27 protein-coding genes and 5 tRNA genes are annotated in these 26,600 nt (G+C 35.3%); 2 read left to right on the plus strand and 30 right to left on the minus strand.

Going from position 1 to position 26,600, the window contains the following annotated elements; translation table 11 throughout:
- Positions 1 to 69: 69 nt before the first annotated feature.
- The 23 genes from rplL to J4050_RS12800 all read right to left on the minus strand — a co-directional run bounded on the left by rplL (position 70) and on the right by J4050_RS12800 (position 15,838).
- On the minus strand, positions 70 to 450 hold the full coding sequence (gene rplL / locus J4050_RS12690; RefSeq protein ID WP_208154970.1) for a 50S ribosomal protein L7/L12: 381 nt from the start codon (positions 448 to 450) through the stop codon (positions 70 to 72).
- A gap of 47 nt (positions 451 to 497) precedes the next feature.
- Positions 498 to 1,019 carry a 50S ribosomal protein L10 gene (rplJ, locus tag J4050_RS12695; protein ID WP_208154971.1) on the minus strand — a complete coding sequence of 174 codons (522 nt, stop codon included), beginning with the start codon at positions 1,017 to 1,019 and terminating at the stop codon, positions 498 to 500.
- Positions 1,020 to 1,038: 19 nt separating this feature from the next.
- The gene (gene rplA, locus J4050_RS12700; protein WP_208154972.1) at positions 1,039 to 1,728 is read right to left on the minus strand and encodes a 50S ribosomal protein L1; all 690 of its coding nucleotides are present in this window, start codon (positions 1,726 to 1,728) and stop codon (positions 1,039 to 1,041) included.
- A gap of 10 nt (positions 1,729 to 1,738) precedes the next feature.
- Positions 1,739 to 2,179 (minus strand): 50S ribosomal protein L11, encoded by a 441-nt coding sequence (gene rplK, locus J4050_RS12705; RefSeq protein WP_208154973.1) that lies wholly within the window; start codon positions 2,177 to 2,179, stop codon positions 1,739 to 1,741.
- Positions 2,180 to 2,250: 71 nt separating this feature from the next.
- Positions 2,251 to 2,796 (minus strand): transcription termination/antitermination protein NusG, encoded by a 546-nt coding sequence (gene nusG / locus J4050_RS12710; protein WP_208154974.1) that lies wholly within the window; start codon positions 2,794 to 2,796, stop codon positions 2,251 to 2,253.
- A 14-nt stretch (positions 2,797 to 2,810) separates the two neighbouring features.
- The gene (gene secE, locus J4050_RS12715; RefSeq protein ID WP_208154975.1) at positions 2,811 to 3,005 is read right to left on the minus strand and encodes a preprotein translocase subunit SecE; all 195 of its coding nucleotides are present in this window, start codon (positions 3,003 to 3,005) and stop codon (positions 2,811 to 2,813) included.
- 50 nt (positions 3,006 to 3,055) lie between these two features.
- Positions 3,056 to 3,128: transfer RNA gene (locus J4050_RS12720), tRNA-Trp, on the minus strand.
- 62 nt (positions 3,129 to 3,190) lie between these two features.
- Positions 3,191 to 4,378, minus strand: a complete 1,188-nt coding sequence (gene tuf, locus J4050_RS12725; protein ID WP_208154976.1) for an elongation factor Tu — start codon at positions 4,376 to 4,378, stop codon at positions 3,191 to 3,193.
- A 66-nt stretch (positions 4,379 to 4,444) separates the two neighbouring features.
- Positions 4,445 to 4,516: transfer RNA gene (locus tag J4050_RS12730), tRNA-Thr, on the minus strand.
- Positions 4,517 to 4,574: 58 nt separating this feature from the next.
- Positions 4,575 to 4,647, minus strand: a tRNA-Gly gene (locus J4050_RS12735).
- Between the two features lie 84 nt (positions 4,648 to 4,731).
- Positions 4,732 to 4,814, minus strand: a tRNA-Tyr gene (locus J4050_RS12740).
- 48 nt (positions 4,815 to 4,862) lie between these two features.
- A tRNA-Thr gene (locus J4050_RS12745) sits at positions 4,863 to 4,936 on the minus strand.
- Between the two features lie 113 nt (positions 4,937 to 5,049).
- Complete coding sequence (locus J4050_RS12750) at positions 5,050 to 5,352, minus strand: HPF/RaiA family ribosome-associated protein (protein WP_208154977.1); 303 nt, start codon at positions 5,350 to 5,352, stop codon at positions 5,050 to 5,052.
- Positions 5,353 to 5,419: 67 nt separating this feature from the next.
- On the minus strand, positions 5,420 to 6,310 hold the full coding sequence (locus tag J4050_RS12755) for a tyrosine-type recombinase/integrase (RefSeq protein WP_208154978.1): 891 nt from the start codon (positions 6,308 to 6,310) through the stop codon (positions 5,420 to 5,422).
- A gap of 99 nt (positions 6,311 to 6,409) precedes the next feature.
- Positions 6,410 to 6,604, minus strand: a complete 195-nt coding sequence (gene rpsU / locus J4050_RS12760) for a 30S ribosomal protein S21 (RefSeq protein WP_208154979.1) — start codon at positions 6,602 to 6,604, stop codon at positions 6,410 to 6,412.
- Between the two features lie 503 nt (positions 6,605 to 7,107).
- Positions 7,108 to 8,274, minus strand: a complete 1,167-nt coding sequence (locus J4050_RS12765) for an acyl-CoA dehydrogenase family protein (RefSeq protein WP_208154980.1) — start codon at positions 8,272 to 8,274, stop codon at positions 7,108 to 7,110.
- A gap of 17 nt (positions 8,275 to 8,291) precedes the next feature.
- Positions 8,292 to 9,167, minus strand: coding sequence for a ComEA family DNA-binding protein (locus J4050_RS12770; protein WP_208154981.1), 876 nt, complete (start codon positions 9,165 to 9,167; stop codon positions 8,292 to 8,294).
- Positions 9,168 to 9,184: 17 nt separating this feature from the next.
- On the minus strand, positions 9,185 to 10,807 hold the full coding sequence (locus tag J4050_RS12775; RefSeq protein WP_208154982.1) for an alanine/glycine:cation symporter family protein: 1,623 nt from the start codon (positions 10,805 to 10,807) through the stop codon (positions 9,185 to 9,187).
- Between the two features lie 98 nt (positions 10,808 to 10,905).
- Positions 10,906 to 11,928, minus strand: a complete 1,023-nt coding sequence (locus J4050_RS12780; protein ID WP_208154983.1) for a potassium channel family protein — start codon at positions 11,926 to 11,928, stop codon at positions 10,906 to 10,908.
- Between the two features lie 3 nt (positions 11,929 to 11,931).
- Positions 11,932 to 12,159, minus strand: coding sequence for a PspC domain-containing protein (locus tag J4050_RS12785; RefSeq protein ID WP_208154984.1), 228 nt, complete (start codon positions 12,157 to 12,159; stop codon positions 11,932 to 11,934).
- A 12-nt stretch (positions 12,160 to 12,171) separates the two neighbouring features.
- Positions 12,172 to 13,473, minus strand: a complete 1,302-nt coding sequence (locus J4050_RS12790; protein ID WP_347879119.1) for a DUF2851 family protein — start codon at positions 13,471 to 13,473, stop codon at positions 12,172 to 12,174.
- A 53-nt stretch (positions 13,474 to 13,526) separates the two neighbouring features.
- Entirely contained in the window at positions 13,527 to 14,507 is a 981-nt protein-coding gene (locus J4050_RS12795; protein ID WP_208154985.1) for a PLP-dependent cysteine synthase family protein, read from the minus strand.
- Positions 14,508 to 14,605: 98 nt separating this feature from the next.
- Positions 14,606 to 15,838 (minus strand): ABC transporter permease, encoded by a 1,233-nt coding sequence (locus tag J4050_RS12800; RefSeq protein ID WP_208154986.1) that lies wholly within the window; start codon positions 15,836 to 15,838, stop codon positions 14,606 to 14,608.
- Between the two features lie 9 nt (positions 15,839 to 15,847).
- Here J4050_RS12800 and J4050_RS12805 point away from each other — a divergent pair, with 9 nt between their 5' ends.
- Positions 15,848 to 17,137, plus strand: coding sequence for an exo-beta-N-acetylmuramidase NamZ family protein (locus J4050_RS12805; RefSeq protein ID WP_208154987.1), 1,290 nt, complete (start codon positions 15,848 to 15,850; stop codon positions 17,135 to 17,137).
- Positions 17,138 to 17,140: 3 nt separating this feature from the next.
- On the opposite strand, the gene J4050_RS12810 is transcribed toward J4050_RS12805, so the two are convergent.
- The 5 genes from J4050_RS12810 to J4050_RS12830 form a co-directional block, all read right to left on the minus strand.
- The gene (locus J4050_RS12810) at positions 17,141 to 17,488 is read right to left on the minus strand and encodes a hypothetical protein (protein WP_208154988.1); all 348 of its coding nucleotides are present in this window, start codon (positions 17,486 to 17,488) and stop codon (positions 17,141 to 17,143) included.
- 236 nt (positions 17,489 to 17,724) lie between these two features.
- The gene (locus tag J4050_RS12815) at positions 17,725 to 18,549 is read right to left on the minus strand and encodes a glycerophosphodiester phosphodiesterase family protein (protein ID WP_208154989.1); all 825 of its coding nucleotides are present in this window, start codon (positions 18,547 to 18,549) and stop codon (positions 17,725 to 17,727) included.
- A 28-nt stretch (positions 18,550 to 18,577) separates the two neighbouring features.
- The gene (locus J4050_RS12820; protein WP_208154990.1) at positions 18,578 to 19,420 is read right to left on the minus strand and encodes a sterol desaturase family protein; all 843 of its coding nucleotides are present in this window, start codon (positions 19,418 to 19,420) and stop codon (positions 18,578 to 18,580) included.
- 4 nt (positions 19,421 to 19,424) lie between these two features.
- Positions 19,425 to 20,324, minus strand: a complete 900-nt coding sequence (locus J4050_RS12825; RefSeq protein ID WP_208154991.1) for a hypothetical protein — start codon at positions 20,322 to 20,324, stop codon at positions 19,425 to 19,427.
- A 47-nt stretch (positions 20,325 to 20,371) separates the two neighbouring features.
- On the minus strand, positions 20,372 to 20,866 hold the full coding sequence (locus tag J4050_RS12830) for a YkgJ family cysteine cluster protein (RefSeq protein WP_208154992.1): 495 nt from the start codon (positions 20,864 to 20,866) through the stop codon (positions 20,372 to 20,374).
- 59 nt (positions 20,867 to 20,925) lie between these two features.
- Here J4050_RS12830 and J4050_RS12835 point away from each other — a divergent pair, with 59 nt between their 5' ends.
- Positions 20,926 to 21,633, plus strand: coding sequence for a class I SAM-dependent methyltransferase (locus J4050_RS12835; protein WP_208154993.1), 708 nt, complete (start codon positions 20,926 to 20,928; stop codon positions 21,631 to 21,633).
- Here J4050_RS12835 and J4050_RS12840 read toward each other — a convergent pair.
- Together J4050_RS12840 and J4050_RS12845 are read right to left on the minus strand one after the other, a co-directional pair.
- Positions 21,630 to 23,354: a TonB-dependent receptor gene (locus tag J4050_RS12840; protein WP_208154994.1), complete on the minus strand. Its 1,725-nt coding sequence runs from the start codon at positions 23,352 to 23,354 to the stop codon at positions 21,630 to 21,632. The two genes, J4050_RS12835 and J4050_RS12840, sit on opposite strands and share 4 nt — an antisense overlap.
- A 44-nt stretch (positions 23,355 to 23,398) precedes the next feature.
- Positions 23,399 to 26,422: a tetratricopeptide repeat protein gene (locus J4050_RS12845; RefSeq protein ID WP_208154995.1), complete on the minus strand. Its 3,024-nt coding sequence runs from the start codon at positions 26,420 to 26,422 to the stop codon at positions 23,399 to 23,401.
- Positions 26,423 to 26,600 lie beyond the last annotated feature (178 nt).

The following is a 26,600-nucleotide window of genomic DNA, read 5'->3' on the forward strand; positions in this document are numbered from 1 at the left end:
GGGTCTAAGTCTTATCCCGCAAAAAAATGCGGGATAGACCTAAACCATATATTGTAGGTTAAGATGAGCTTACTTAAGCTCAACCTCAGCTCCTGCTTCTTCTAAAGAAGATTTTAAGCCTTCAGCTTCATCTTTAGAAACACCTTCTTTAATTGTGCTTGGTGCTTCATCTACTAAACCTTTAGCGTCTTTTAAACCAAGGCCTGTTAATTCCTTAACTAATTTTACAACTGCAAGTTTAGAACCTCCTGCGGCTTTTAATACTACATCAAATTCAGTTTTTTCGTCTGCGGCGTCTTCACCACCAGCAGCACCACCACCAGCAGCAACTGCAACCGCAGCAGCAGCAGGCTCAATGCCATACTCATCCTTTAATATAGTAGCTAATTCATTAACTTCCTTTACGGTTAAATTAACTAATTGTTCTGCGAAATCTTTTAAATCTGCCATTTTTCTATTGTTTTAAATATATGTGTGTTTTCTTTTAATTGTATTTTTTATCCTTCTTTTTCGGATAAAGTTTTTACTATTCCAGCTATGGTACCTCCACTAGATTTAAGTGCAGAGATGACGTTCTTAGCAGGAGACTGTAGTATTGTTACTATTTCTCCAAGAAGTTCTTCTCTTGACTTAATGTTTACTAATGTATCTAATAAATCGTCACCAATATAAATAGCTTCTTCTATGAACGCACCTTTAAGTAAAGGTCTTTCAGATTTCTTGCGAAATTCCTTTATCACCTTTGCAGGAGCGTTTCCAGTTTCTGCATACATTACTGAAGTATTACCTTTTAAAGTCGTAGGCAAGTCTCCAAAATCTTTATCAGAGGCTTCCATGGCCTTTTCGAGTAATGTGTTTTTTACAACAGCTAACTTGATATTAGATTTGAAACATGCTCTTCTTAATTTTGAAGTTGTTCCTGCGTCTAATCCAGAAATATCTGTTAAGTAGATATTTGTATTTTCACCTAATTGAGCAGTTAACTCTTCAATTACTTGGGATTTTTCTTCTCTTGTCATAATATTCTAAGTTTAACTACTATCCTATTTTTGTGTCAATTGGAATACTTGGACTCATGGTACTTGACATAAAAATACTTTTCATGTAAGTTCCTTTTGAAGCAGTTGGCTTCATCTTTAATAAGGTTGTAAGCAACTCGTTGGCGTTACCAACTAGTTTTTCTGTACTGAACGAAGCTTTCCCTATTGGAGCATGTACAATACCGGTCTTATCAACCCTAAAATCAATTTTACCAGCCTTAACTTCGCTTACTGCCTTTGCTACATCCATTGTAACCGTCCCTGTCTTTGGATTAGGCATAAGACCTCTTGGTCCTAATACCCTACCTAATGGTCCTAACTTACCCATAACACTTGGCATGGTGATGATAACATCTACATCTGTCCATCCCTCTTTTATTTTCTGTAAGTATTCGTCTAACCCTACATAATCAGCACCCGCATCTTTAGCTTCTGCTTCTTTATCTGGAGTCACTAACGCAAGTACCTTCATATCTTTACCTGTACCGTGAGGTAAGGAAACTACTCCACGCACCATTTGGTTCGCTTTCCGTGGATCAACCCCTAATCTAACCGCTAAGTCTACAGAAGCATCAAACTTGGTAAAAGTGATTTCCTTAAGTAAAGCTGAAGCTTCTTCAAGAGAATAAAGTTTATTTCTATCGACCTTAGCTCTCGCTTCTTTTTGCTTTTTTGTTAATCTTGCCATTTCAAAAAATTTAGTTTGGGGCCTCGCCTCCTTTAACAGTGATACCCATCGATCTTGCTGTACCAGCTACCATTTTCATAGCTGACTCAATCGTAAATGCATTTAAATCCTGCATTTTGTCTTCTGCAATAGCCTTTACTTGATCCCAAGTGACTTTTGCTACTTTACGTCGGTTAGGTTCTCCTGATCCTTTCTTTACTTTGGCCGCTTCTAATAATTGTACTGCTGCTGGTGGCGTTTTGATTACAAAGTCAAATGATTTGTCTTTGAAAACGCTAATTACCACAGGTAATACTTTACCTGGTTTATCCTGAGTTCTAGCATTAAACTGCTTACAGAACTCCATGATATTAACTCCAGCGGCACCTAAAGCGGGTCCAACCGGTGGCGATGGATTCGCAGCACCTCCCCGAACTTGTAATTTAACTACTTTATCTAGTTCTTTTGCCATTTTTAATAGTTTATGCGCTTGTTATCTTAGTTGGAAGCAATAACTACACGCTTTATATAGTGTAACAATTATTACAATTTTTCTACTTGCATATAACTTAATTCCAATGGTGTTTTTCTTCCGAAAATTTTCACCATTACCTCAAGTTTACGTTTTTCTTCGTTTATTTTCTCAATGGTACCATCGAAACCATTAAAAGGTCCATCAATCACTTTTACAGTTTCACCTTTTGTAAATGGTATTGCCACATTAGAATCTGCTTCAATAGCCAGCTCGTCAACCTTACCTAACATTCTGTTAACTTCGGATTGTCTCAATGGTACAGGGTCGCCTCCCTTTGTTTCTCCCAGAAAGCCAATAACATTAGTTATAGATTTTATGATATGAGGAATCTCACCACTTAAATTAGCCTGAATCATAATGTAACCTGGAAAATAAACTTTTTCTTTATTAATTTTTTTTCCGTTTCGTATTTGAATAACCTTTTCAGTTGGCACTAAAACCTGTTCAACATAATCTTCGAGCCCTAACCTTGCGATTTCATTCTCGATGTAGGTCTTTATCTTATTTTCCTGACCACTTACCGCTCTAACAACATACCACTTTTTTTCAGACATCTTCTTAAGTATTGTTAGTTAATAAATTGAAAATAAGCTTTGACCGCTTTACTAAAAACAGTATCAACACCCCAAATCGCTAAAGAAAAAATAATTGAAAATACAGCTACTATAACCGTTAATCTTTGTGCCTCTGGCCAAGGGGTCCAAGACACATTATTCTTTAACTCTTCGAACGATTCTTTAATGTATATTATTAATCCTGTCATGTGTTATTCTTTTATTGGGTTGGGCTAACTCATCACCCAATGTTTAATCGCACGGGTTGAGAGACTCGAACTCCCGACACCTGGTTTTGGAGACCAGTGCTCTACCAACTGAGCTAAACCCGTAAATAATAATCAAGGCATCCCGATTTTTCGAGACACCTTAATTACTTATTTAACTGTAATGCTTAGTCTAAAATTTCAGTAACCTGACCAGCACCAACTGTACGCCCACCCTCACGGATAGCAAAACGTAAACCTACGTTCATTGCAATTGGCTGAATCAATTCTACAGTAATAGTAAGGTTATCACCAGGCATTACCATTTCAACTCCATCAGGAAGCGCAATGTTTCCAGTTACATCAGTTGTACGCACGTAGAACTGTGGACGGTAGTTATTGTGGAATGGTGTGTGACGACCACCTTCTTCTTTTTTAAGGATATAAACCTCAGCTTTAAATTTAGCATGTGGTGTTACAGATCCAGGCTTGGTAATTACCATACCTCTCGAGATTTGAGTTTTCTCAATACCTCTTAATAAGATACCTGCGTTATCTCCTGCCTCACCTCTGTCAAGAATCTGACGGAACATTTCGATACCTGTAATAGTAGATGTCAATTTCTCAGCACCCATACCGATGATTTCAACAGGATCACCAGTTGAAGCCACACCAGTCTCTATACGACCAGTTGCAACTGTACCACGCCCAGTAATTGAAAATACATCTTCAATAGGCATTAAGAAAGGCTTATCCATATCTCTCACTGGCTCTTCGATCCAGCTATCAACAGCTTCCATTAATTCTAATACTGTATCAACCCACTTTTGCTCACCGTTAAGTGCACCTAAAGCAGAACCGGATACAACAGGCCCGTTATCTCCATCATACTCATAGAAGTTTAATAAGTCTCTAACTTCCATATCTACAAGCTCTAAAAGCTCTTCATCGTCAACCATGTCAACTTTGTTCAAAAAGACAACAATTCTTGGGATACCTACCTGACGTCCTAATAAGATGTGCTCACGAGTTTGTGGCATTGGGCCATCAGTTGCAGCAACAACCAAAATTGCACCGTCCATTTGAGCAGCACCGGTAACCATATTCTTTACGTAATCCGCGTGACCTGGACAGTCAACGTGTGCGTAGTGACGGTTAGCTGTCTGATACTCAACGTGAGACGTATTAATTGTAATACCTCTCTCTTTTTCTTCTGGAGCGTTATCAATTTGATCAAAAGATCTAGCTTCAGAATATCCTGCATCTGCTAATACTTTAGTAATTGCAGCAGTTAATGTTGTTTTACCATGATCTACGTGTCCAATAGTACCTATATTAAGGTGTGGTTTTGAACGATCGAAAGTTGCCTTTGCCATTTTAAATGTATTTAATCTTATTTAATATTAGTGTTCAATTTTATTCTAAATCTAATTTAGAAAAAGAGCCAATGACGAGATTTGAACTCGTGACCTCTTCCTTACCAAGGAAACGCTCTACCCCTGAGCTACACCGGCGTAAAGTGTTTACTTCCCCATTTTACCAATGAGATTCCTGCCTTCGCAGGAATTTTAGAGCGGGAGACCGGGTTCGAACCGGCGACATTCAGCTTGGAAGGCTGACGCTCTACCAACTGAGCTACTCCCGCAATACTTACTTTTCAATACTTCAAATCCCAAACATCCACGCAATTCTTGATATTTGGGTCTGGAATCAATAATTCCATTTAATGTGGGGAGAGCAGGATTCGAACCTGCGAAGGTGAAAACCAACAGATTTACAGTCTGTCCTCGTTGGCCGCTTGAGTATCTCCCCAATTCGTAAAACAAAACCCAAAACTCAACGAAGTGGGACTTTTCAAAGAGCCGATAGAGGGACTCGAACCCACGACCTGCTGATTACAAATCAGCTGCTCTAGCCAGCTGAGCTATATCGGCTTTTCTTACTTTTTTTCCATTAAAAAATGACCATAAAAAAGCCCGCTATTTCTAACGGACTGCAAATGTAGTGTTTTATTTTTTTTTTCAAAACATTTTTGAGAAATTTTTGACTATGCTCTTGACCTTAGTTTTTGCTTTCTCTTTTTAATCTGCCTTTCTAAAGAAGCGATAGCTATATCTGCTCCTTCTTCAAATGTTTTGCACTGTTTTTTTACAATGAAACTATCACCAGGAACTTTGAGCTTGGCTTCAAAAATCTTATTCTCTTTGTCACTCGTGTTTTCGACCTTTAAATAAACATCTGATTGAATAATTTTATCGTAAAACAAATCTAATTTATCCATTCGTTTTTGAATGAAATCAATAAGCTTTTTATCGGCCGTAAAATTTACAGATTGGGTGTTTACTTTCATATATAAGATTTTAGGTTAAACAAGTCTTTAAGTTATAACACGGAATTTCATATTGATAATTAAACATCTACCTTTTGTTTCTTGGATGTGCCTTGACATAAACCTTTTTTAACTCTGCAATACTGTTATGCGTATATACCTGAGTTGCTGCTAAACTAGTATGTCCGAGAAGTTCTTTCACCGCATTTAAATCCGCTCCTCCATTTAGCAAATGCGTAGCAAATGAATGTCTTAAGACATGCGGACTACATTTTGCTTTTGAAGAAGCTTTACTAAAATACTTATTTATAATTCTGTAAACAAGCGTTTCATAAATTTTAAGACCCTTTTCTGTTAAGAACAAATACTCAAAATCCTCTATGTGTGATAATCCTTTCCTAAACTCTAAATAATTATGAAGCGATTGAATTGTAGAGTCTAAAAGTGGTATATATCTCTCTTTATTTCGCTTTCCTAATACTTTTAACTGCTTTAAATTAAAATCTAAATCTGCTATTTTAATATTAATCAGTTCTATTCTTCTTATTCCCGTGGTATAAAATAACTCTATGATGGTATAATTTCTAGAGCTAACGAAATCATCAACTAGTATTGTTTCATTTAAAACCAGCCTTAATTCTTCTTGAGAAAACGGTACGTTTATTTTTTTTCCAACTTTTAAGGCTTTGTGCTGATTTAATGGGTTGGTATCTGTTATACCAATTTTCTGTAGAAATTTGAAATATACATTGAGAGAAGAAACCTTTCTATTTATAGTTCTGTTAGATATCCCTTTTTCGACTAAAATTACAATCCACTGTCTTATCTCGGAATAGCCAATTTCTTTAATTTTTACGACATCATGCTCTTGTTTTAAGAAATCCTGGAACGCCTTTATATCGTTAAGATATGCCTTTACGGTATGGTCTGAATAGTTTCGTTCTAGAATTAAATAATCTGAAAATTCAGTTTTACTCACGGTTTAATCAAATATCCTTAAAGATAATCAAATGATTTTGGATTTTATATTTAAAAAAAATCCCACGGAAGTCGTGGGATCAATTTTGTTTATCTTAGTTTAAGACAACTCCATATCTTTCAAAATCTGAATGTACTTAGCCTTTTGGAGTTGTTTTCTCCTTTTAACTGAAGGCTTGGCAAACTCTTTACACGTTTGCAATTGGCGCTTTGCTCCTGCTCTATCAAACTTTTGCTTGTAACGCTTTAAAGCTCTTTCAATATTCTCACCTTCGCTAACTGCAATTTTGAACATATCGCCTTAACCTCACCTCGTTTAAATTTGCGGCGCAAATATAACAAGTAAATAATTATCTACAATTCATTTTACTTCATTGAGTCTCTTACTATAAATCTTTCTGATTCATCTTAGCGTTAATTTGGAATAATTTTCGCCAATCTGGCTATTTAAAACCTATGTTGCGGGCTTATAGTCTTTATCGTCGATTACCATCTTGGCGATAATTTGGGATAATTTTCGCCAATCCAGCTATTTAAAACCTATGTTGCGGGCTTATAGTCTTTTTCGTCCATTACCATCTTGGCGATAATTTGAAATATTTTTCGCCAATCTGGTTATTTAAAACCTATGTTGCGGGCTTATAGTCTTTATCGTCGATTACCATCTTGGCGATAATTTGGGATAATTTTCGCCAATCTGGCTATTTAAAACCTATGTTGCAGGCTTATAGTCTTTATCGTCGATTACCATCTTGGCGATAATTTGGGATAATTTTCGCCAATCTGGCTATTTAAAACCTATGTTGCGGGCTTATAGTCTTTATCGTCGATTACCATCTTGGCGATAATTTCTCTTAAAATTTCAGAAGTACCGCCTCCGATTGGTCCTAAACGACTATCTCTCGACATTCTTGCTAAAGGATACTCTTCCATGTAGCCATATCCTCCTAAGAATTGTAAGCATTGATAAATCACATCATCTGCCATTTTAGTGGATTGTAGCTTGGACATTGTAGCTTCTTTAACTACATAGTCTCCCTTATCTAGTCTTTTAGTTACATAATAATTGAATTGCTTACAAATCTCCATTTGGGTTTCGCAATCCGCAAAGGTGTGTCTTAACGCTTGAAATTTATCAATAGTTTTACCAAAGGCTGTTCTTTCGCTCATATACCGTTTTGCATACTCCAAGGCATATTGTGCTCTAGCATGAGCATTTACGCCCATAATTAGACGCTCAAGAGCAAAGTGCTGCATTATATAAGGAAATCCTTGATTTACCTCACCCATTAAATTAGTGGCAGGAATCTCAACATTGTCAAAGGCTATTTCTCCAGTATCAGAAGCGCGCCATCCAAGTTTATCGAGTTTTGTAGCTGAAACACCTGCAGTATCTCTATCTACTAGAAAAATACTAATTCCCTTATTTCCTAATTCAGGACTAGTCTTTGCTGCCACCACTAAATAATCACTATAAACACCATTCGTTATAAATGTTTTTGAACCGTTGATAACATAGCTATCTCCTTTTTTTACAGCGGTGGTTCTCATACCTGCTACATCGCTTCCGCCAAACGGTTCCGTGATACAGAGGCAACCTATCATATCTCCACTTATACTCGCAGTCAAATATTTATTCTTCATTGCCTCATCCCCTTCTTTATTGAGATGAGTCATAGCCAAATAGGCGTGTGCCCAAATAGCAGCCGCAAAGCCACCCGAATTTATTCGTTGTAATTCTTCTAATAGTATTATAGTATAGAATAAGTCTAGATCTAGACCTCCATATGCTTCTGGATAAGCCAAACCAAAGTAGCCCATATCTCCAAACTTCTTCCAAATAAAACGCTCTATCTGTCCCGTTTCTTCCCATTTTTCTATGTGTGGAACAACCTCTTTTTGCAAGAAATCACGCAGACTTTCTCTAAACAATTCATGTTCTTCGTTAAAGTATAGATTTGGCATTTTTTTATCAATTTTGATTATAAATGCAAATATAACTTAATAATCTCTATTTTTTTGACAGGAAATTGTTCAACTTTTGTTAATTCCTCAAAAGCTTTAAAGCCTTCTCTAAGGGTTCTTTCTTCGATAATATTATTAGCAATTTCGTAATCGATATACTTGATTTTAACCAAATCGTCTCGCGTGGCAGTATTTAAATCAAGCTTTGTAATTGATCTAGGTGTCTTTACAGTAAAGTTGTCTTTTATACGTTCTATGACTTCGGGTGTTAGCCCATAGACTTCAATCAACTCTACGTCGCTGTGGAATCCTCCCGAAAATTTACTTCTATATGCAACAATTCGTTCAGAAAGCTTTTCACCTACACCATAGACTTTTTGCAATTGAGAAGCCGAAGCCTTATTTAAATCTATTTTTTCATCATACGTCTTGGAAATATTATTGTCCTTTATATATGATGCTCGATTATTCCTATTTGAGCCAGGGTTTGTCACCCATTCAGGAAATTTGAAATATGGAGCTAATACTTTGAGTAGAGAATCTGAAACTTTTGTAACGTTCTGAAATTGTTTCACCGAATTTATCCATTGCTCCCTAGCCCTAAACTGATGGAGTCTGTCTATTTCTTCAGTAGACATTCCCAGAGTGTACCCTTTGTAGTCAGTAATATAATTAGGATTAAAAGGGTAAATTTTTGGCTTTCTATTTTCAATTTCTACTAGTATAATTGAATCTAACTCCTTTCTAAAGACGTCAAGTTCTCGAGCATCAATAGGAACATTATCTTTTGAAAAATCGACAAAAGCATAAACGCATTGTGCTAAAATGATAATAACGATCAATAAAAAAATCCCATTCCGTTCGTTATTAGAAAACTGAAAATGGGATTTCATATTAAGTTAATTTTTTTCTACAGCATTTCGTTCAAATCCTCTGCACCTTCTTCTATAGCTTCTTCTTTAACACTAATTGCCTTATAGTATTTATTCAATTCTTTCTTAATAATTGGCGAGAGCATTATAACACCAATGATGTTTGGCACTACCATTGCAAATATCATGGCATCCGAAAAATCAATTACCGCTCCAAGACTTATAGAAGCACCTATAACAACAAATATTAAAAACAAAAGTTTGTATGCCAAGTCTGAAACCTTGCCTTTACCAAACAAGAACACCCAACCTTGCATTCCATAATAAGACCATGAAATCATAGTTGAAAATGCAAATAATATAACAGCTATAGTTAAAATAATGGAAAAATGAGGTATTACCGAATCAAAAGCAGTAGCAGTGATTTCTACACCTTCCTTAATTTCAACGCCATATTCCATAAATGCTCCATCAAAGTTTGTAATCACAATTACCAATGCGGTCATAGTACAAATAACTACAGTATCTACAAATGGCTCTAATAACGCTACGATACCTTCGGATGCGGGATATTTAGTTCTAACAGCTGAATGCGCTATGGCAGCAGAACCTACTCCTGCTTCATTTGAAAATGCTCCTCTTCTTATACCTTGAATCATAACACCAATCAATCCTCCGGCGATTCCCAAACCAGAAAAGGCACCTTCATAAATCAGGCTGAAGGCATCATCTATTAAGGTAAAATTAGCTCCTAAAATAATAAGAGCAGCCAACACATATATTCCTGCCATAAACGGCACTATCTTCTCAGTAACCTTGGCTATACGTTTAATTCCTCCAATTATTACAATTGCAACAAGTACTGCCATTACAAGTCCAAAATATAAACCAGCATTAGAGCCTTCTAAATCAAATAATTTAATGAATTGTGCTGCCGCTTGATTGGCTTGGAACATGTTCCCTCCTCCGAAAGAACCACCAATAACAAATATGGCAAATAAAACAGCCAATACTTTACCCAAGCCCGCCATTCCTTTAGCCCGTAATCCCTTTGTAAGGTAATACATTGGACCTCCATAAACTGTTCCGTCTTCTCCAACGTCGCGATATTTTACGCCAAGAGTACATTCTGCAAACTTAGAAGCCATTCCCAGTAAACCGGCCAAAATCATCCAAAAGGTTGCACCTGGCCCACCAATAGATAGTGCCACAGCAACACCTGCTATATTTCCTAAACCAACCGTAGCGGACAACGCTGCTGTTAATGCCTGAAAATGTGAAACTTCTCCGTCTGCGCCTTCATCTCTAATGGTTTCAATTATATCTGCTCCTTCATTGGGTGTACTGTCGCCATATAAAGTATCAGCGCCATGTTTTTCAATATCTTCATACTTACCGCTAACCACTCTGATTGCAGTCCTAAAACCGGTTACATTGATAAACTTAAAGTAAATTGTAAAAAACAATGCACCTCCCACCAATACTATTAATACCCAAGGAATCTTATATTGTTCAGAAAAGGGTATTTCATAAAAAATGGCGTCGACAAACCATCCCGTATAATCCTTAAAAATAGTATCAATTTTTTCTGATATTGTCTCTTGAGCAAAATTGAGTAAAGGGAATAAAAGAGCACAAGTAAGTATGAATGCCTTCTTCATTTAGTTTATTTGTTAGTTAGATTATGATTTTTAAAGCTGACAAGATGCTAAAAAAAAATGAGGTTTTAAAGCCTAATTCGTTAAAATGGATTTAAAATCTAGCCAATATTGTATTCTGAATTTAGTCTTTGAATCTGTTCGGGGCGACCCAAGACCACAATTTTAGAACCTGATACGAGTTTTGTATCTGCCTCAGGATTTACTATGTATTCCCCTTTTTCATCCTTAAAGCCAATAACCGAACAGCCTGTTTTCTTTCTTAAGTCTAATTCTCTAATGGTTTTTACTTGTTTAGTATCATATAATTGGTCGGCCTTAACTTCTTCTACATTAATATTGCGTTCACCGACAATTCCTAAATTGTCGATAAACTCCACAAGATCCGGAATAACAACTAGAGAGGCCATATGGTCGCCACCAATTTTATCAGGTAAAATTACGTTGTTGGCACCTGCTAATTTTAATTTATTGTAAGAAGTCTCTTCTGAGGCCCTACTAATAATTATTAAATTTTTATTTATTTGCCTTGCAGAAAGCACCACAAACAGATTATCTGCATCGCTAGGCAATGCACTTATTAAAGTACTAGCCTTTTCAATACCAGCTTCAAGAAGAGTTTCGTCTTCATTAGCATTTCCATATACAAAGGGAATATTATCTTCTTGGAATCTTTCAACAATCTCTTTATCGCGTTCAATTATTACAAATGGTCTTTTGTAAGCCAATAGTTTTCTGGCAGCTTGCTTTCCGTTGCGACCAAAACCACATATAATAATATGGTCTGTCATTGAATTTATTCGCTTTTGCATCTTCCTTTGTTTTATATCTTCAAAATTATTTCTGCTTAATATATATTCGGTAATTATAGATATGGCATAACCGACAATAACCACACTTGCCAGTATTAAAAAAATGGTAAATATTTTTGAGGCGGTATCTAGGGGATTAACTTCCGCAAACCCAACCGTGGTAATGGTTATAACCGTCATATAGGCGGCATCAATCCATTCATAGCCAGATATAAATTTATAACCTAAAACACCTATGCACATTAAAATGATAAGCATCACTAATGCCGTATATATCTTAGAACGGAATAATCGGATTAATGGGTTACTCATAGTTTACAAATCAAATACCGACGTGCGTTTTGTATAGATAATGTCTTTAATTCGCATCCAGAATGCTAAGAATAGATATAGCGCAAAACCAAAGCCTAAGGTGACAAAGGTGAGGTATATAAAAGAAGTTCTTACTATTTTTGCTCTAATTCCCAAACGGTCTGCAATCCTTTGACACACGTAGTATCCACGCTTTTGAAAATATAGTAATAGAGCATAAAACCATTTCATATCGCAATGTAATTATTTTTTAAGGATTAGACTATTGCCAATACGACAATATAGGCATCTGTTTTTATCACAATATTCTTGTTTTAATTCTAGCAGCGCTTGTGAAACCAATGCACTTTTGTTTAAGGATTTTAGGTCTAAAAATTTATTGACAATCGAATTACTTTCAATTTTTATATTTTGAACAAGGTCTAACAAGTTATCTTCTACAGAATTACTATATGTTTTAGCATAACTAAACTTAATTGGAATTATGGTATTGATTAAAAGTAGGTCTATAAATAATTTTGAAAGTTTTTTATTTGATGATTTTGATGATTTTGAAAATGTATAGTGGGTCTTCCAAAATTCTGATGTGCCAACACCAAAAAAATCATAAAATTCCTTAAGCTCTTTCATCTCAATAATTTTTGAGAATAATGCCGTTCTTTGGGCATAAATATTTGCCAATTGCGATAATCTTATTGTTGGAAAACTAGAAGGTCTCAATCTAAAAAAATTAACTTGGGCTACACTAGAATTATCTAATGTGAATTTATGCCTGAGAAAAGTATATCGTTCCTTTAAATCCTTGAAATAACTTTCCTCAAAATCTTTCTCTAACAATTTTCCTTGTCCAAAAAACAAAGCCTCTATGTCTAGGTTATTATTTTGAAGTTTTCTAACAATAGAAAAATCAAATGAGTTTGAAATACTCTTAAAGGAATTAGCATTGACTTTAAGTCCAAAATTTTTAAATAGCATTTTAAACAATACAGCTTCCCAATCATTATTTGAAACTACCAACAACTCCTGTATTCTCTGTGATTTACGTTCTAGACGGTGCACGTACAATCGATCTAACCAGTTGTCTAATAAAAAATCATCGACTTCTGAAAAATTGGATTCGCAATTAATCCAAGATTTAGATTTAATTAAACTGAGATAATTATTTTCTAGACTACGGTCAACATAGGGCTTAATTTCTAAAGTTGGTATCTCGGTGTTATTGTTTCGGTAAACGGCTGAATCATGTACCCAAACCACATGTAAGATAACATTGTCATAGGCCTTATCAATTTCATGATGATGGGCGTACCAATCTGATGCCTTAATATGAATCTCAACATTACCAGCCCAAAGCTGACCTCCTATTCTAATTTTTGCATTGAAAAAATCTGGACCAGTATTTTTATTGTATTGCCCAGGATTTACAATTTCAATTGGCTCCTTGTCTGAAGAAACAAATTGAAGCGTATTGAATTTTTGATATTTCCAGATATAGTGAAGAAACTCTTCTTGCATACCAATAAAAATAAAAAATCTCAACTTCAAAAGTCAAGATTTTTTAATTCAATTTTATTTATTGATTCTTTTAGTCCCGTAGCTTAATCTACATATCCCATCTTTCGCATCCAATCATCATTAAACATCTTACCTACATAGCGACTACCATGATCGTGAAACAGCACCACCACAACATCTTCTGGTTTAAAATGTTCTTTTAATTGTAAAACGCCCTTTATAGCAGCACCAGCGGAGTTTCCCAAGAACATACCTTCTTCCTTAGCAAGCCTCTGTGTATAAATTGCCGCATCTTTATCTGTTACCTTCGTAAATCCATCAATTACTCCAAAATTTACATTGGCTGGTAAGATATCTTCTCCAATACCTTCGGTAACATAAGGGTAAATCTCCTTTTCATCAAAAATGCCAGTCTCATGATACTTCTTAAATACAGAACCGTAGGTATCTACTCCCCAAATCTTTACGTTAGGGTTTTTCATTTTTAGATAACTCCCTACTCCAGAAATAGTACCACCTGTTCCTACACCAACTACAAAGTGGGTGACTTTACCATCTGTTTGTTCCCAAATTTCTGGTCCTGTAGTTTTAAAATGCGCCTTGCAATTACTAGGATTATCATATTGATTTACATACCAAGCGTTTGGGGTTTCTTTAGCCAAACGTTTTGAAACGGAATAGTAACTCCTTGGGTCATCGGGTTCTACTTCTGTAGGACAAACAACAACCTCCGCTCCAACGGCTCTTAAGATGTCCATTTTTTCCTTTGACTGTTTATCACTAATCACAAAAACACACTTATAGCCTTTGACGATTGCTGCAAGTGCCAGTCCCATTCCTGTATTACCAGACGTACCTTCAATTATGGTTCCTCCTGGTTTTAATCTTCCATCTGCCTCAGCATCTTCGATCATTTGCAAGGCCATACGGTCTTTAACTGAATTGCCTGGGTTGAACGTTTCGTATTTCGCTAAAACCAGGCACGGCAAATCTTCAACGAGCTTATTGATTTTTACCATTGGGGTGTTACCGATAGTACCAAGTATATTTTCTGAGTAATCCATAGCATAATTTTGCGCTGCAAAAATAAGTTAATCTTATATTTTTATGGCAATAGTTCTATTATTGTTCTACAAAACTTTAGCTAAACAATGATAAATTCTTAATCAAATCTTATGGCTTTTACAGGAGAAATTTTAGAAATGATTACTGATGGAACCAATAACATAACTAAGCAACAAATAAATGTCCCTAAATTTAGAAGTAGAATATAATCTAAACTGAGATATACCGGAGCTTCCGTTACGTAATACGTTTCTGGATTAAGTGGAAATAGTTTAAAATATTTCTGGATGAATAAAATCCCTAAACCAATGAGGTTTCCCCAAAAAAGACCTAAACCAATGAGGTAAGACGCATTTAGCAGAAACACCTTTCTAATTGACCAATTTGAACTCCCAAGAGCCTTGAGAATACCAATCATTGTAGTGCGTTCTAATATGAGAACAAGCAAGGCGGTAATCATGTTAATACCTGCAACAATTATCATTATTACTATAATGCCAAAGGTATTATTATCAAATACCTTTATCCATTCAAAAATGGTATAATATTTTTGAGTTACTGGTGTTGCATCGAGTAGGGAAGGGATATCGTTGTAGACAGCCTCAGCCCTACCGTTAATATCATTAAAATCCTCAATAAAAACCTCGAAAGAACCGACTTGATTAGATTCCCACTTGTTCAAACGTTGAATGTGCCTTATATCGGCAATACAAAATTTTTCGTCCAATTCTTGAAATCCAGAATTGTAAATTCCAACAATTTTGTAATTTATAATTTGAGGTATACGGTTGAAATTTTCCCCAAAAAGAGTTTGAAATTTATCACCAACTTTAAACCCTAAGCGATTGGCAATGTAACTTGATACTAAAATCTCTTCGTTACGTTTTTTAGAAAAATCGGGCAATCGCCCATCTACTAAAAATTCTTCAAAATAAGACCAGTTGTAGTCATTACCAACGCCCTTTATAATTACACCTTCAAAATCAGATTCGGTTCGTATTACCGCGAACTTAGCAGCAACACCTTGGATATGAGTTATCCCTTCCACAGAATGGAATTTTGGATAGAATTTTTGCGCTGTTGAAATTGGAACCTGAGATTCATCAGAGTTATTAGTATCGTAGTTGGTAATTTCTATATGACCATTGAAAGCAACCACTTTATCCCTGATTTTTTGCTGAAGTCCTAATCCGGTAGCAATAGCTATAAGCATCACAATAATACCAATGGCAATAGCAGCAATACCAATTTTAATTATTGGTGCCGAAACACTACTTTTATACGCTTTACTACTTATTATGCGTTTAGCTATAAAAAACTCAAAATTCAAAGTCTAATAATGGAATTAAAGGTCTTCAAAAATACAGTTTTATTATTTGTCTTTATAGCAGTTTCATGCGTTAATAAGACAAAACAAAACTTGGCAATTTCAAAAGGAGGAGGAAATAAAAGCACCCATTCCAATAAACACGTTACACAGCATAAGGAAGTAATTGTTGGTGCAAACAAAACTGACCTCTACCTGCCTATTCTTGACGGCAAAAATATTGGTCTTGTGGCTAACCAGACCTCCGTGATTTTTAAAAGCACAACGAACAACTCGGCAAATGATTCTGAGAGGAACTATATTCATTTAGTCGATTCTCTGCTCAAACTCAATATTAGCGTTAAGAGTGTTTTTGCCCCAGAACATGGATTTAGAGGAACAGCTGATGCTGGCGAAGCTGTTAAAGACGGCATAGATATTAAAACGGGATTACCACTTGTTTCACTTTATGGCAATAATAAAAAACCAAACGCAAAACAATTAGAAGGTATCGATTTTGTGGTTTTTGATATACAAGATGTTGGTGCACGATTTTACACCTACATCTCAACATTGCATTATGTCATGGAAGCTTGCGCCGAATTGGATATTCCTGTTTTAGTTTTAGATCGACCAAATCCTAACGGACATTATATAGACGGCCCTATTTTGGAACCAGAGCATAAAAGTTTTGTGGGTATGCATCCTGTTCCTGTTGTCCATGGAATGACTATCGGTGAATATGCCAAGATGATAAATGGCGAAGGTTGGTTGAAAAATAGCATCACCTGTGAATTAACAGTTATTCCAGTAAGTAATTATACTCACAAAACCGCATACAGCCTCCCGATAAAACCATCTCCTAATCTTCCAAACGACGTTTCAATCAACCTTTATCCAAGTCTTTGCTTTTTTGAAGGGACCAATGTGAGCGTTGGTAGAGGAACGGACAAACAATTTCAAATAGTTGGTTCTCCGTTCTTTAAAATAGCACAAGAGACTTTTAATTTTACTCCTAAACCCAATGATGGTGCAAAATATCCCAAGCATCAAGACAAGGTATGTTATGGTTATGATTTGTCAAAATCTAAGTCATTAGATCAAATCAACCTAAGCTGGCTGATAGAGTTCTATGAGGCTAACACCAAAAAAGCCCCTAATAAACTATTTTTTACTGATTTTTTCACAACCCTTGCGGGTACAAAAACTCTGCAACAACAAATAGAGAAAGGTCTAAAGCAAAAAGAGATTAAGGCAGGTTGGCAAGAAGGTTTGAATAACTACAAAGAGCTACGACAACATTATCTTTTATATAAGGACTAAAAATTAGTTGTTCTCAGCTACTTCTACCTTAATAGGCTCAACAGCTTTAGAATTGCCCTGGGTAAACTTTTCTTCTTGGTCTAGATCCTCTAATATATGAACTACAAAAACAATTCGTTTAGGCGATTGTACCGCCACCATGACGTGCTTACCTTTTGATAATTTCTTCAATGGGAGTTTGAACGATTTGGCATTGACATAAAGGTCATACTCCCTACCGTAATTTTTGTTAATAGTGTATAGATAATTAATCTTCTTCTCACTTTCTAGAATAAGCGTATCCCTCGTTTCATTTAAATAGTGAACGAGTTCTTTGGCTTCAATATTTTTGTTTTTTTCGAGTTTGGCCAAGTAGGACTGGGCCTTCAAAGAGAAACTCAGCAGGAAGATAAGCACTACTAATAAGCAGATGCGAATAAAATTTTTCAAAAGCGTACTATTAAGTTAAACAATATGTTTGTACTCAACAGTAATTAATCAATCCACGCTAAACATAGAAGTATTTTCTTACCAAAAATAATTTTTCCTTTGAAATGCATAAAAATTAGAGCAACAGAACAAATTGTTAATAACTCTGTTAATAACCTCTATTTGAGAATATCTAGTAATATGTTTGGGTAGTCCGTTATAATGCCGTCTGCGCCCCAAGACAAAAGCTTTTTCATATCTGCTTTAGCATTTACAGTCCATGGAATCACTAAGAAGTTTTTATTTTGATATTTCCGAACACTTTCTTTAGACAGAAGTTTGTAATAAGGACTTAAAAGTTCTGGTTGAAAGCTTAACTGGCTTAGCTTTTTATCGATATCCTCATCTTCATCAACGAGCAAGGCTACTACCGTATCTGGCGACTGTAATTTAATTTCTTCAAGAATATTTAAATCGAAGGACTGCAAATTACTTTTCTCCTTCATACCGTTAGCCTCAATTTCATTTAGAACTAACATTACATACTCTTCAGGTTCTGGTGTATAAATTCCGTAGTATTCTGGCTTGGATTTAATTTCAATATTGAATCGTACTTTGGTATTATTTGCTTTTACCAAATCAAAAACTTCTCTTAATAAGGGTTTATAAACCGTAATTTTTTGCTGTTCTGGATAACCCTTATGAAATTTTTTACCACAATCAAAAGCCTTGATTTCCGTATGAGACATATTGTAAAGGTTATATGCCTTATCCTTTGACTCAGGAATCCCTTGCCCCGTTGAATCCAAGCATATCACTCGACTCATAAAAGGCTCATGAGAAACTACAACTTGCTTATCTTTTGTAATAGCGATATCTAACTCTAAGGTATTTACACCTAAATCAATGGCTTTCTTAAATGCAGGTAAACTGTTTTCTGGCATTAATCCTCTACAACCTCGGTGACCTTGAACATCAATATCTTCTTTTGTGGAACAGGCCATTATAAAAAGAATTAAAAGACATAAAAAGCTAGACTTCTGACTCTGCAGAAAGCGTGGGTTTTTCATATTTCTGAAAGGGCTGTTTTAGGAGTTCACCAATATGACTGTTCTTTTGTTCATCAGGAAATACATCAACGCCATAAACCAACTTCTCTCGATCTAAATACATATACGTGCCTAACAATCTATCCCAAATACTAAAAATGTTTCCGTAATTAGAGTCCGTAAATGGCAATCTGTAGTGGTGGTGTGTTTTATGCATATCTGGAGAAACAATGACATAACTCAATGCCTTATCTAATTTTTTCGACAATTTGAGGTTGGCATGAGTGAATTGAGAAAACACCAACGATAAAGATTGATATAAAAAGACCAATGCTATCGGTGTCCCAACAAGAAAGACACCTAATAATGTAAACGCAAAACGGATAACACTCTCTAAAGGATGATGTCTATTAGCAGTTGTAGTATCTACTTTATGATCGGTATGATGGACCAAATGCACCATCCATAAAGGTTTTACCCTATGCTCAACATAATGGGCCAAATACGCACCAAAAAAGTCTAGCAGCAAAACACCTAACAACGCATATAACCACAACGGCATTTCTGGAAGCCAGTTTATTATCCCAAATTTATTTGTTTTTACCCAATCAGCTGTACCTAAAAGCATCCAAGCCAGACCGAAATTGATAACCACAGTTGTTAAGGTAAAAAATAAATTCGGCAGTGCATGTCTCCATTTACTATACTTAAATCTAAAAAGTGGTAATCCACTCTCCAGCAACCAAAATAAGGTTAAACCACCAACAAGTATGATACTTCTGTGTGATGAAGGAATGGTTTCAAAATAGTTAATTATAGTCTCCAAACCGCTAATTATTGAGGTTTATAATTTTTTGAGATTTTTTCAAATTTACAGAAGAAATATTAGACTTCCATGCACTCGCCTCTTTTGGACGATCTAAACACATATTTGTGGTATAAAACAAAAAAGAGTACATGGTTAAATTAGCTTCTTCGATACCGTCTTTTTCCATACGTTTTAATTTACGGATTGCAGGTCTTGGCTTATCAGTAATCAAATCCTTCTGTATTTCCAATAATTCTAGACGCTGCCTTATCACAGGTTTTTCTTCCGTGTTGGTTTTATCTAACAAAAGATGAATATCATTAATGTAGAGCTCTGCCAATTCAATCACTTCAGCTCTTATATTCTTTTCCATTAACATGGCAAAATCTAAATATTTTGAAGCTAAATAATATCCAGAATATACATCTTTTTTATCGCGATAATTTCTTAATTCCGTATTTATAAATTCAGTATGTAAAGCATATTTCTGTATTATTTTAGAAATATTTTCATACATATCATAACTTGGAGAGGCATTAAGAATGTAGCCATTAACATCCATGATTTTTATACTGTCATCATTAAACTTCTCCAAATAGCTTTGCTTGCGCTTTTCTTCAAGATTAGCATACATATCCTCATACTGATCTTCGCTGACAATAACAGGAACAAAGTAATCCCAAATAATTGGGCTAATATATTCATCTGTAAACAAATCTCTTACAATTAGTTTACGGCCTTTATCATCCTCTACTATCACTGGGTAAGGATACCGTGTCGTTTCCTCCCAAACCATAAGAACCATTTTGTCTTGTACTAAAGCGAGGTTTTGAGCCACAGAAAGTGACCTCATCCATTCTTGACCTTTGATGCTATTGGAAAATAACGAGCAAAAAATTAAAAAGATAAAATACTTCTTCATAGTCACAATTTCTTTTTAGGCCGCAAAAATTATTCCGAATAAATTTATCATAATGTAATGCGTTTTTTCATTTCCTCAACGATGTTGAACGCCGCAGGACAAATAGCTATATTTTTTAATGTGAGATTAGAAATCTGCTGAAACTTTTTTCTATCTGTATGCGGAAATTCACGGCAGGCCTTTGGCCTGACATCATATATTGAACAATAATTATCGTCACCTAAAAATGCACATGGTACGCGCTGTAAAACATAATCATTATCCTCATCTAACCTCAAATAAGTATCTATGAAAAGTTGCGCTTTCATTTTGAAATACTTAGAGATACGTTGTATATCTTTATCTGTGAAAAGAGGTCCTGTAGTCTTGCAACAATTAGCGCATTGCAAACAATCCGTCCGTTCAAATTCTTGAGTATGCAAATCTTGCATCAGGTAATCTAATTGCTTTGGTGGCTTTTTTCTCAGCTTGGTAAAAAAACCCTTATTCTCATTATGTCTCTTTTTTGCCAATTCGGGCAACCTGTCAATTTTATCTTGCATATAGTAAAAATACAAAGTTGTAAGATTTCCTGTTGTACCTTTATGTTTTATTTAAGTTGATGAAAGACCTATTCGGCAAAGCACTTTTAGATTATTACCAAGGTAATTATTCGGTAGACATTGTCACATCTACCAACATTTCTGAGGAGGACACCTTACCCTTGCCCTATTTGTTCAGGGATTTTTCAGAGATGCCTACGCTAGAACAAAACGCTTTAAATTTATGCAAAGGTCATATTTTAGATGTTGGATGTGGAGCTGGCAACCACGCGCTGTGGTTGCAAAGTAAAGGATTCAACGTGAAGGCCATAGATAATTCGAAAGGTGCCATTGAAGTCACCAAAAAGCGTGGTGTTATCAATGCCGAATTTAAATCGCTTTTAAACGAAACCGAAACATTTGACACTATTCTCTTATTAATGAATGGCACAGGGATTTTTCAATACTTAGATTCAGCCCCAAGGTATTTAAAGCATCTAAAATCACTTCTTAATAAAGAAGGCCAAATACTAATAGATTCCTCTGATATTAAATACATGTATGAAGATGATGATGGTGGCTATTGGTTAGATATCAATGCTAATTACTACGGCGAGTTAGATTACTATATCTCTTATAAAGGAGAGAAAGACATTGCTTTGAAATGGCTTTATTTAGATTTCGACACCTTAAATGAACTATGCATGCACGCAGGATTACGTTGTGAAAAAGTAGCGGTTGGCGCACATTATGACTATCTCGCTAAATTAACTCACCTCATAAACTAGAAATCAAATTGATAGGTAGCTCCTGCCAAAACTTGAATGCCCTGAACAGAGAAATTTAAATACCTCTGATAATCCTGATTTAGCAAATTATTACCTTTTGCAAAAACAGTAAATTGATCATTTACCCTATAACCCAAGTGCGTATTAAGATCTAAATAACTATCTAAAGTAACAATACGTGCTGATGATGGGCCTAATGTCCCAATCAATTGCTCTCTGTCTTTTCGCTCTCCAACAAAAAAGGCACTTGCCCCTGCGTACCATTGGTCTGTAATTTGAACATCTGCAAAAATTGATGCGGTAACATCAGGTAAGTTCCAAGGCTCAGCTTGGTTCTCCATTGAATAATTAAAATATGCCCCTTTTATTCCTAAGGTTACATTTCTGTTAACATCGAAGTTAAGTTCTCCCTCAATAGATAAGGTAGTTACATCATCATAAACCACACCAAATGAATTACCAAATTGATAATCTCTTGTAGCAAAAGTTTGTGCATCATTTAATCTAAATAAGACCCTATTCTCTTCCGCGAAATAATTACCCTTGACATTATAACTCACACTGCTAGAGAGTTTACCTTTTAAACCAATAAAACCATTATACCTTTGGTCCGTAGGCGCAATTAACAATGTGGGTGACACAAAAGGATTTTCATTAGCTAATTGGTTATATGAATTTTGGATTAAACCTCCCTTAATACCACCATAAGCGATAAGGATATCACTTACTACTCTATAAGTAGCTTCAATATCAGGGTATATAAAGAATTTGTTTTCACTAAATTCAGTATCGTTTAAAAAAACCAAACCTACACCCAAATCAACCGTTAGATTATCTTGCTTTAATTGATAGCTTGGTGATAGGCCTACGGTAATATTGCCATAGTTTATCTCGGTATTAGAAGCAAAGTCATTATCAAAATTTCCACTAATATAATCGATATAAACATCTGTTTTTATCATCTCGCCGCTAATGGGAATATCTAAGCCTGTCTTAGCGATAAAACGGTTTTCTCCGGAGTCTTGGTCGTCAGAAAATCGCCTAAAGCGTACACTTCCTTTTTTTACAATACCATCATCAAATCCAATTACTCCTCCAATATTGAAACCACTAAAAGCATGACCTGGATCTATAAGATTGGCTTCTGCCTGACCAAAGAAATTCTCTGGCAATCCATACCAGTTGTACGACTGGAGGCTGAACCCTGTATCAACTTTCCAAGAAAAATCTCTCATCTTTTGAGAATAATAGGCATTGATATTGGTTTTTGTAAAATCGTCATCCAATAATAAGCCATTAATACCACCCTGCGAAGAGTGATGACTTAAATAACCACCAACATTTGTGGTATTATTGAGCTCATGGTTAAGATAAACCTCACCCAAAATTGTAGTGTAAGACCCAAAACCTAATGACGCATAATTATCATATAGCTTTATAGATTTTGCTTTTTCTACATTAGCAGCTTTGCCTTTAGCAGGCGTGAAGGTTGAGGCCACGGGAATAGAAAAGATATTGTACTTAACAACCTTTTTCTTAATTGCATTGGAATCACTCAAGCGAGGCACATCCTTAATTTTAAAAGCATCTGAAATTGTTGGCTTATATGGCTTTACCACATTTACAACCTGATTATCAATAGTATCCTTTTTCCGATCTTGTGCATTTATTTTACCAATAAAAGCGACTAAAAAAAATACTATTACATACTTAGATTTCATTTTACCCATTTTGATTTTTTGATTGATACAAACCGATAAAACCTTTAATTATCTTCGGTTTCAATTGATGAATTTGTTTTGGCCTGTTCTGCTTTAATTCTGTCCAGTTCTTGACTAGCTTCTTCTACTACATCTTCAAACTCAGGGAAATTAGAAACCACGCTTTCTAAAATATAGGTAGCCTGAAAAGCATCCTTTAGCTCATAAAAATTCTTAGCCATTATCACTAGACCTTTAGAGCTATAGTATTTATAGCCGCTATAGTCTTTTGCCAATTTCTGTATAGTAACATTTGAAGCCTCAAACTTCCCTTCTTTATGCTTAAAATACGCGTTATAATAAAGTGCCTCAGCAGCAATTTTGCCAATTGCTATCTTTTCAAGATTAGCGTAAGCAGCTTTGGCTTTAGAGTAATTGCCAGTTTTAATGGCCGACCTAGCTATAACTAACTGCGCATCACTTTTTACCTTTTTATCTAATTTGTCGTTACCTAAAACCTTATCTGCATAAGCCTCAGCTTTAGAATAATCTTGCATTTGATAATAGGCGTTCATAAGGTTGGATTGTGCATAAAGTTCATTTTGCGGATAGCTCGCCTCGCTCTCTAGGCGCTCAAGTAATGGCACAGCTTCTGTCCAGTTATTTGAAGTCAAATAAATTTCACACAATCTAACTAGTGCCTGTTCTGAAAATTCGCTTTTAGAAGCTTCAACAACATAGATGTAATGTGGCTGTGCATTTTCCAACAAATCCTTTTTGAAATATAATTGTGCTAGATAGAAGTGTGATTTTAACACATGAATACCGTTTGGAAATTGATTTAAATACTTATTGAATTGCCTAATACTTTTGTCCGTATCACCATCTAAGAAAGGTTTTTCAGCAGCTGAGTACATCGTATTATCTAATTCTACATCTGAAACCTCAACATAATCCAAACTACTCACCCAATTGGCGTAATCATCTACCCTACCAAGATCAATATAAATTAACCTGGCAGTAGCAACAGCCTGGACAGCCTCACCCGAACCCGGAAAATCACCGGCGACCTTTTTAAATTTTACAAGCGCTTTTTCATTTTCATTTGAATTGTAATATACCAAGCCTTGGCGCAATAAAGCTTTAGAAGCAAATGCACCGCTTCTGTACTCGGAATTTAAGCGATTATACATCATCATAGCTTTATCCAATTCATTACTTTTTACGTAAGAGTTAGCCAATTCGTACATAGCATCATCTCTGAGACCCGATTTTGGATAGGCCTCTATGAAGTTATTTAATTCAACAACCTTTGTTTTGCGATTCCCTAAATAACCGTAGCTCATCGCTTTTTGGAACGCAGCATAATCTATTTCAATTTCATTAATTTGAATGGCCCTGTCATAATTAGCAATAGCCTCGCTGTATTGACTTCTTACAAAATAACCATCGGCAAGTCGCAAATAAGCGTCATTGCGCCTTAATCTATCAGATGTATTTTTAGCTATAAACCGCTTAAAATATTCTGAAGCAGATTCGTAATTTTTTAGTTTGAAGTAGGTATACCCTAAGTTGTAATCTAAATTCTCCCTTTCTGGTAAAGCAGGCGTATCTTTCATACTTACGAATTGCTTGAACCCTATCAATGCATCATTAAAATTTGAGAGGTTATATTCAACCTCAGCTTTCCAAAATGTAGCTTTAGCAGTGAAAATAGGATCTAGAGGCTCTTTTAATGAATTATTAAACAACTCTAAAGCGTCATTGTAATTTGATTCATCATAAAGTTCTACACCTCTTAAGAAAGCTACTCTTTGATAGGCTAACTTATTATCGTAGCTCTTTTTTCTCTTTAACAAGACAAGTGCTTCCTGATAATTTTTAGATGTGATATAGGAATCTATGAGTAGAGTCTCTATCTCTTCTTTGTAGCTGGTCTCTGGGTAAGTATCTAAATATTCAGACAATACCTCGGGTACCGCTTGATAAGGATTTCCAATGTCATAGCTGATTTTAGCATAATTGAGCCAAGCGTCTTCTTGGATTTTTAAATCAAAATCCATTTGTGAGGCATTTCTAAAAGCGTTGAGCGCTTCCTGTTTTTTACCTAGGTTTATATAACTTTCCCCTAGGTGATGATAAGCATTTTGAGCGACTGCATTACTACCATCAACTATTTTGTTAAACTCCGAAATGGCGCTTTCAAAATCATTTTGTTTATAATAAGCGTAACCCAGTTGATAATAGTCTGTGTTATTCCATTTACCTACTTTACCTTTATAATTCTTTAAATAGGGAATGGCATCTTCATAATTGTTAAGATTAAAGTAACTTTCTCCAATGATCTTAGATAATTCAGAGGCTTCTCTTTCATTACTTTTTGGGAGTTGCTCCAAAGCCAATTCTATTGCCTTTTCAAATTTTCCGAGTTTAAAATTTAAATCCGCCTGATAATACGATAACTTTTCCTTGTACTTTTCATCATTGCCAACCTCATCAAAATACTGATTTGCCGTGTCGTAATCATCACCTTCATAGGCCATGTAGCCCAAATAGTATTTGGCTTGTGACCCATAAGCCTCTGTATCCTTAACCCGGTTAAGATATTTAGCAGCTTGTTGCTCACTGCCAGTGGCATAAAGACTATAACCAAAATTAAAATAAAAGTTATTTTTTTCGGAACGTGCTATACTTAGTTCATCTACCTTGTCGTACCATTTACGTGCATAAGCATATTTAGAATTTTCAAAATAATAGTCTGCAATATCCATAAAAGCCGAATTGCGCTTAGTACTTGTTGGATAGTCCTCGACAAATCCTTCGACTAAATCATCAGCATTATTTTGATTTAGCCTCACAGCACAATTAGCGATATAATACGAACAATCAGATTCTACGACACTGTCTTCTGAATTATACTTTATACTCTCAAACAATGATTGCGCGGCTTTAAACTGATTGTTATTGTACAGTGTTAATGCCTTTTGAAAATCTCTAAGTTCACTGGTGTATATTTCACTCTCTTGCGCGGAAATTGCGCATGAAATTGCAATAACAACATAGAGAATCTGTTTTTTAATGGATTGCATTAGTCTTGTTTTTTGATTGAAATTAAGTGAACACCCCAAATATATAGTAATACCAATTCTATAACGGAAGATTAGAATTGAAATTATAAACGTATTTATTAAATTTCTTAAAAGATGTAACTCCTCTAGAGCACTAATGCAAATAGAATAAACCTAATCACCAGACAATAATCTAATA

The organism is Winogradskyella pelagia (assembly GCF_017581965.1).
In the GTDB taxonomy this organism is placed as follows: domain Bacteria; phylum Bacteroidota; class Bacteroidia; order Flavobacteriales; family Flavobacteriaceae; genus Winogradskyella; species Winogradskyella pelagia.

Bases quoted from the DNA above. Each gene is read 5' to 3' on its own strand.
- rplL (WP_208154970.1), bottom strand. From the start codon at position 450: ATGGCAGATTTAAAAGATTTCGCAGAACAATTAGTTAATTTAACCGTA.
- rplJ (WP_208154971.1), bottom strand. From the start codon at position 1,019: ATGACAAGAGAAGAAAAATCCCAAGTAATTGAAGAGTTAACTGCTCAA.
- rplA (WP_208154972.1), bottom strand. From the start codon at position 1,728: ATGGCAAGATTAACAAAAAAGCAAAAAGAAGCGAGAGCTAAGGTCGAT.
- rplK (WP_208154973.1), bottom strand. From the start codon at position 2,179: ATGGCAAAAGAACTAGATAAAGTAGTTAAATTACAAGTTCGGGGAGGT.
- nusG (WP_208154974.1), bottom strand. From the start codon at position 2,796: ATGTCTGAAAAAAAGTGGTATGTTGTTAGAGCGGTAAGTGGTCAGGAA.
- secE (WP_208154975.1), bottom strand. From the start codon at position 3,005: ATGACAGGATTAATAATATACATTAAAGAATCGTTCGAAGAGTTAAAG.
- tuf (WP_208154976.1), bottom strand. From the start codon at position 4,378: ATGGCAAAGGCAACTTTCGATCGTTCAAAACCACACCTTAATATAGGT.
- J4050_RS12750 (WP_208154977.1), bottom strand. From the start codon at position 5,352: ATGAAAGTAAACACCCAATCTGTAAATTTTACGGCCGATAAAAAGCTT.
- rpsU (WP_208154979.1), bottom strand. From the start codon at position 6,604: ATGTTCAAAATTGCAGTTAGCGAAGGTGAGAATATTGAAAGAGCTTTA.
- J4050_RS12765 (WP_208154980.1), bottom strand. From the start codon at position 8,274: ATGCCAAATCTATACTTTAACGAAGAACATGAATTGTTTAGAGAAAGT.
- J4050_RS12770 (WP_208154981.1), bottom strand. From the start codon at position 9,167: ATGAAATCCCATTTTCAGTTTTCTAATAACGAACGGAATGGGATTTTT.
- J4050_RS12775 (WP_208154982.1), bottom strand. From the start codon at position 10,807: ATGAAGAAGGCATTCATACTTACTTGTGCTCTTTTATTCCCTTTACTC.
- J4050_RS12780 (WP_208154983.1), bottom strand. From the start codon at position 11,928: ATGAGTAACCCATTAATCCGATTATTCCGTTCTAAGATATATACGGCA.
- J4050_RS12785 (WP_208154984.1), bottom strand. From the start codon at position 12,159: ATGAAATGGTTTTATGCTCTATTACTATATTTTCAAAAGCGTGGATAC.
- J4050_RS12795 (WP_208154985.1), bottom strand. From the start codon at position 14,507: ATGGATTACTCAGAAAATATACTTGGTACTATCGGTAACACCCCAATG.
- J4050_RS12805 (WP_208154987.1), top strand. From the start codon at position 15,848: ATGGAATTAAAGGTCTTCAAAAATACAGTTTTATTATTTGTCTTTATA.
- J4050_RS12815 (WP_208154989.1), bottom strand. From the start codon at position 18,549: ATGGCCTGTTCCACAAAAGAAGATATTGATGTTCAAGGTCACCGAGGT.
- J4050_RS12825 (WP_208154991.1), bottom strand. From the start codon at position 20,324: ATGAAGAAGTATTTTATCTTTTTAATTTTTTGCTCGTTATTTTCCAAT.
- J4050_RS12830 (WP_208154992.1), bottom strand. From the start codon at position 20,866: ATGCAAGATAAAATTGACAGGTTGCCCGAATTGGCAAAAAAGAGACAT.
- J4050_RS12835 (WP_208154993.1), top strand. From the start codon at position 20,926: ATGAAAGACCTATTCGGCAAAGCACTTTTAGATTATTACCAAGGTAAT.
- J4050_RS12840 (WP_208154994.1), bottom strand. From the start codon at position 23,354: ATGAAATCTAAGTATGTAATAGTATTTTTTTTAGTCGCTTTTATTGGT.
- J4050_RS12845 (WP_208154995.1), bottom strand. From the start codon at position 26,422: ATGCAATCCATTAAAAAACAGATTCTCTATGTTGTTATTGCAATTTCA.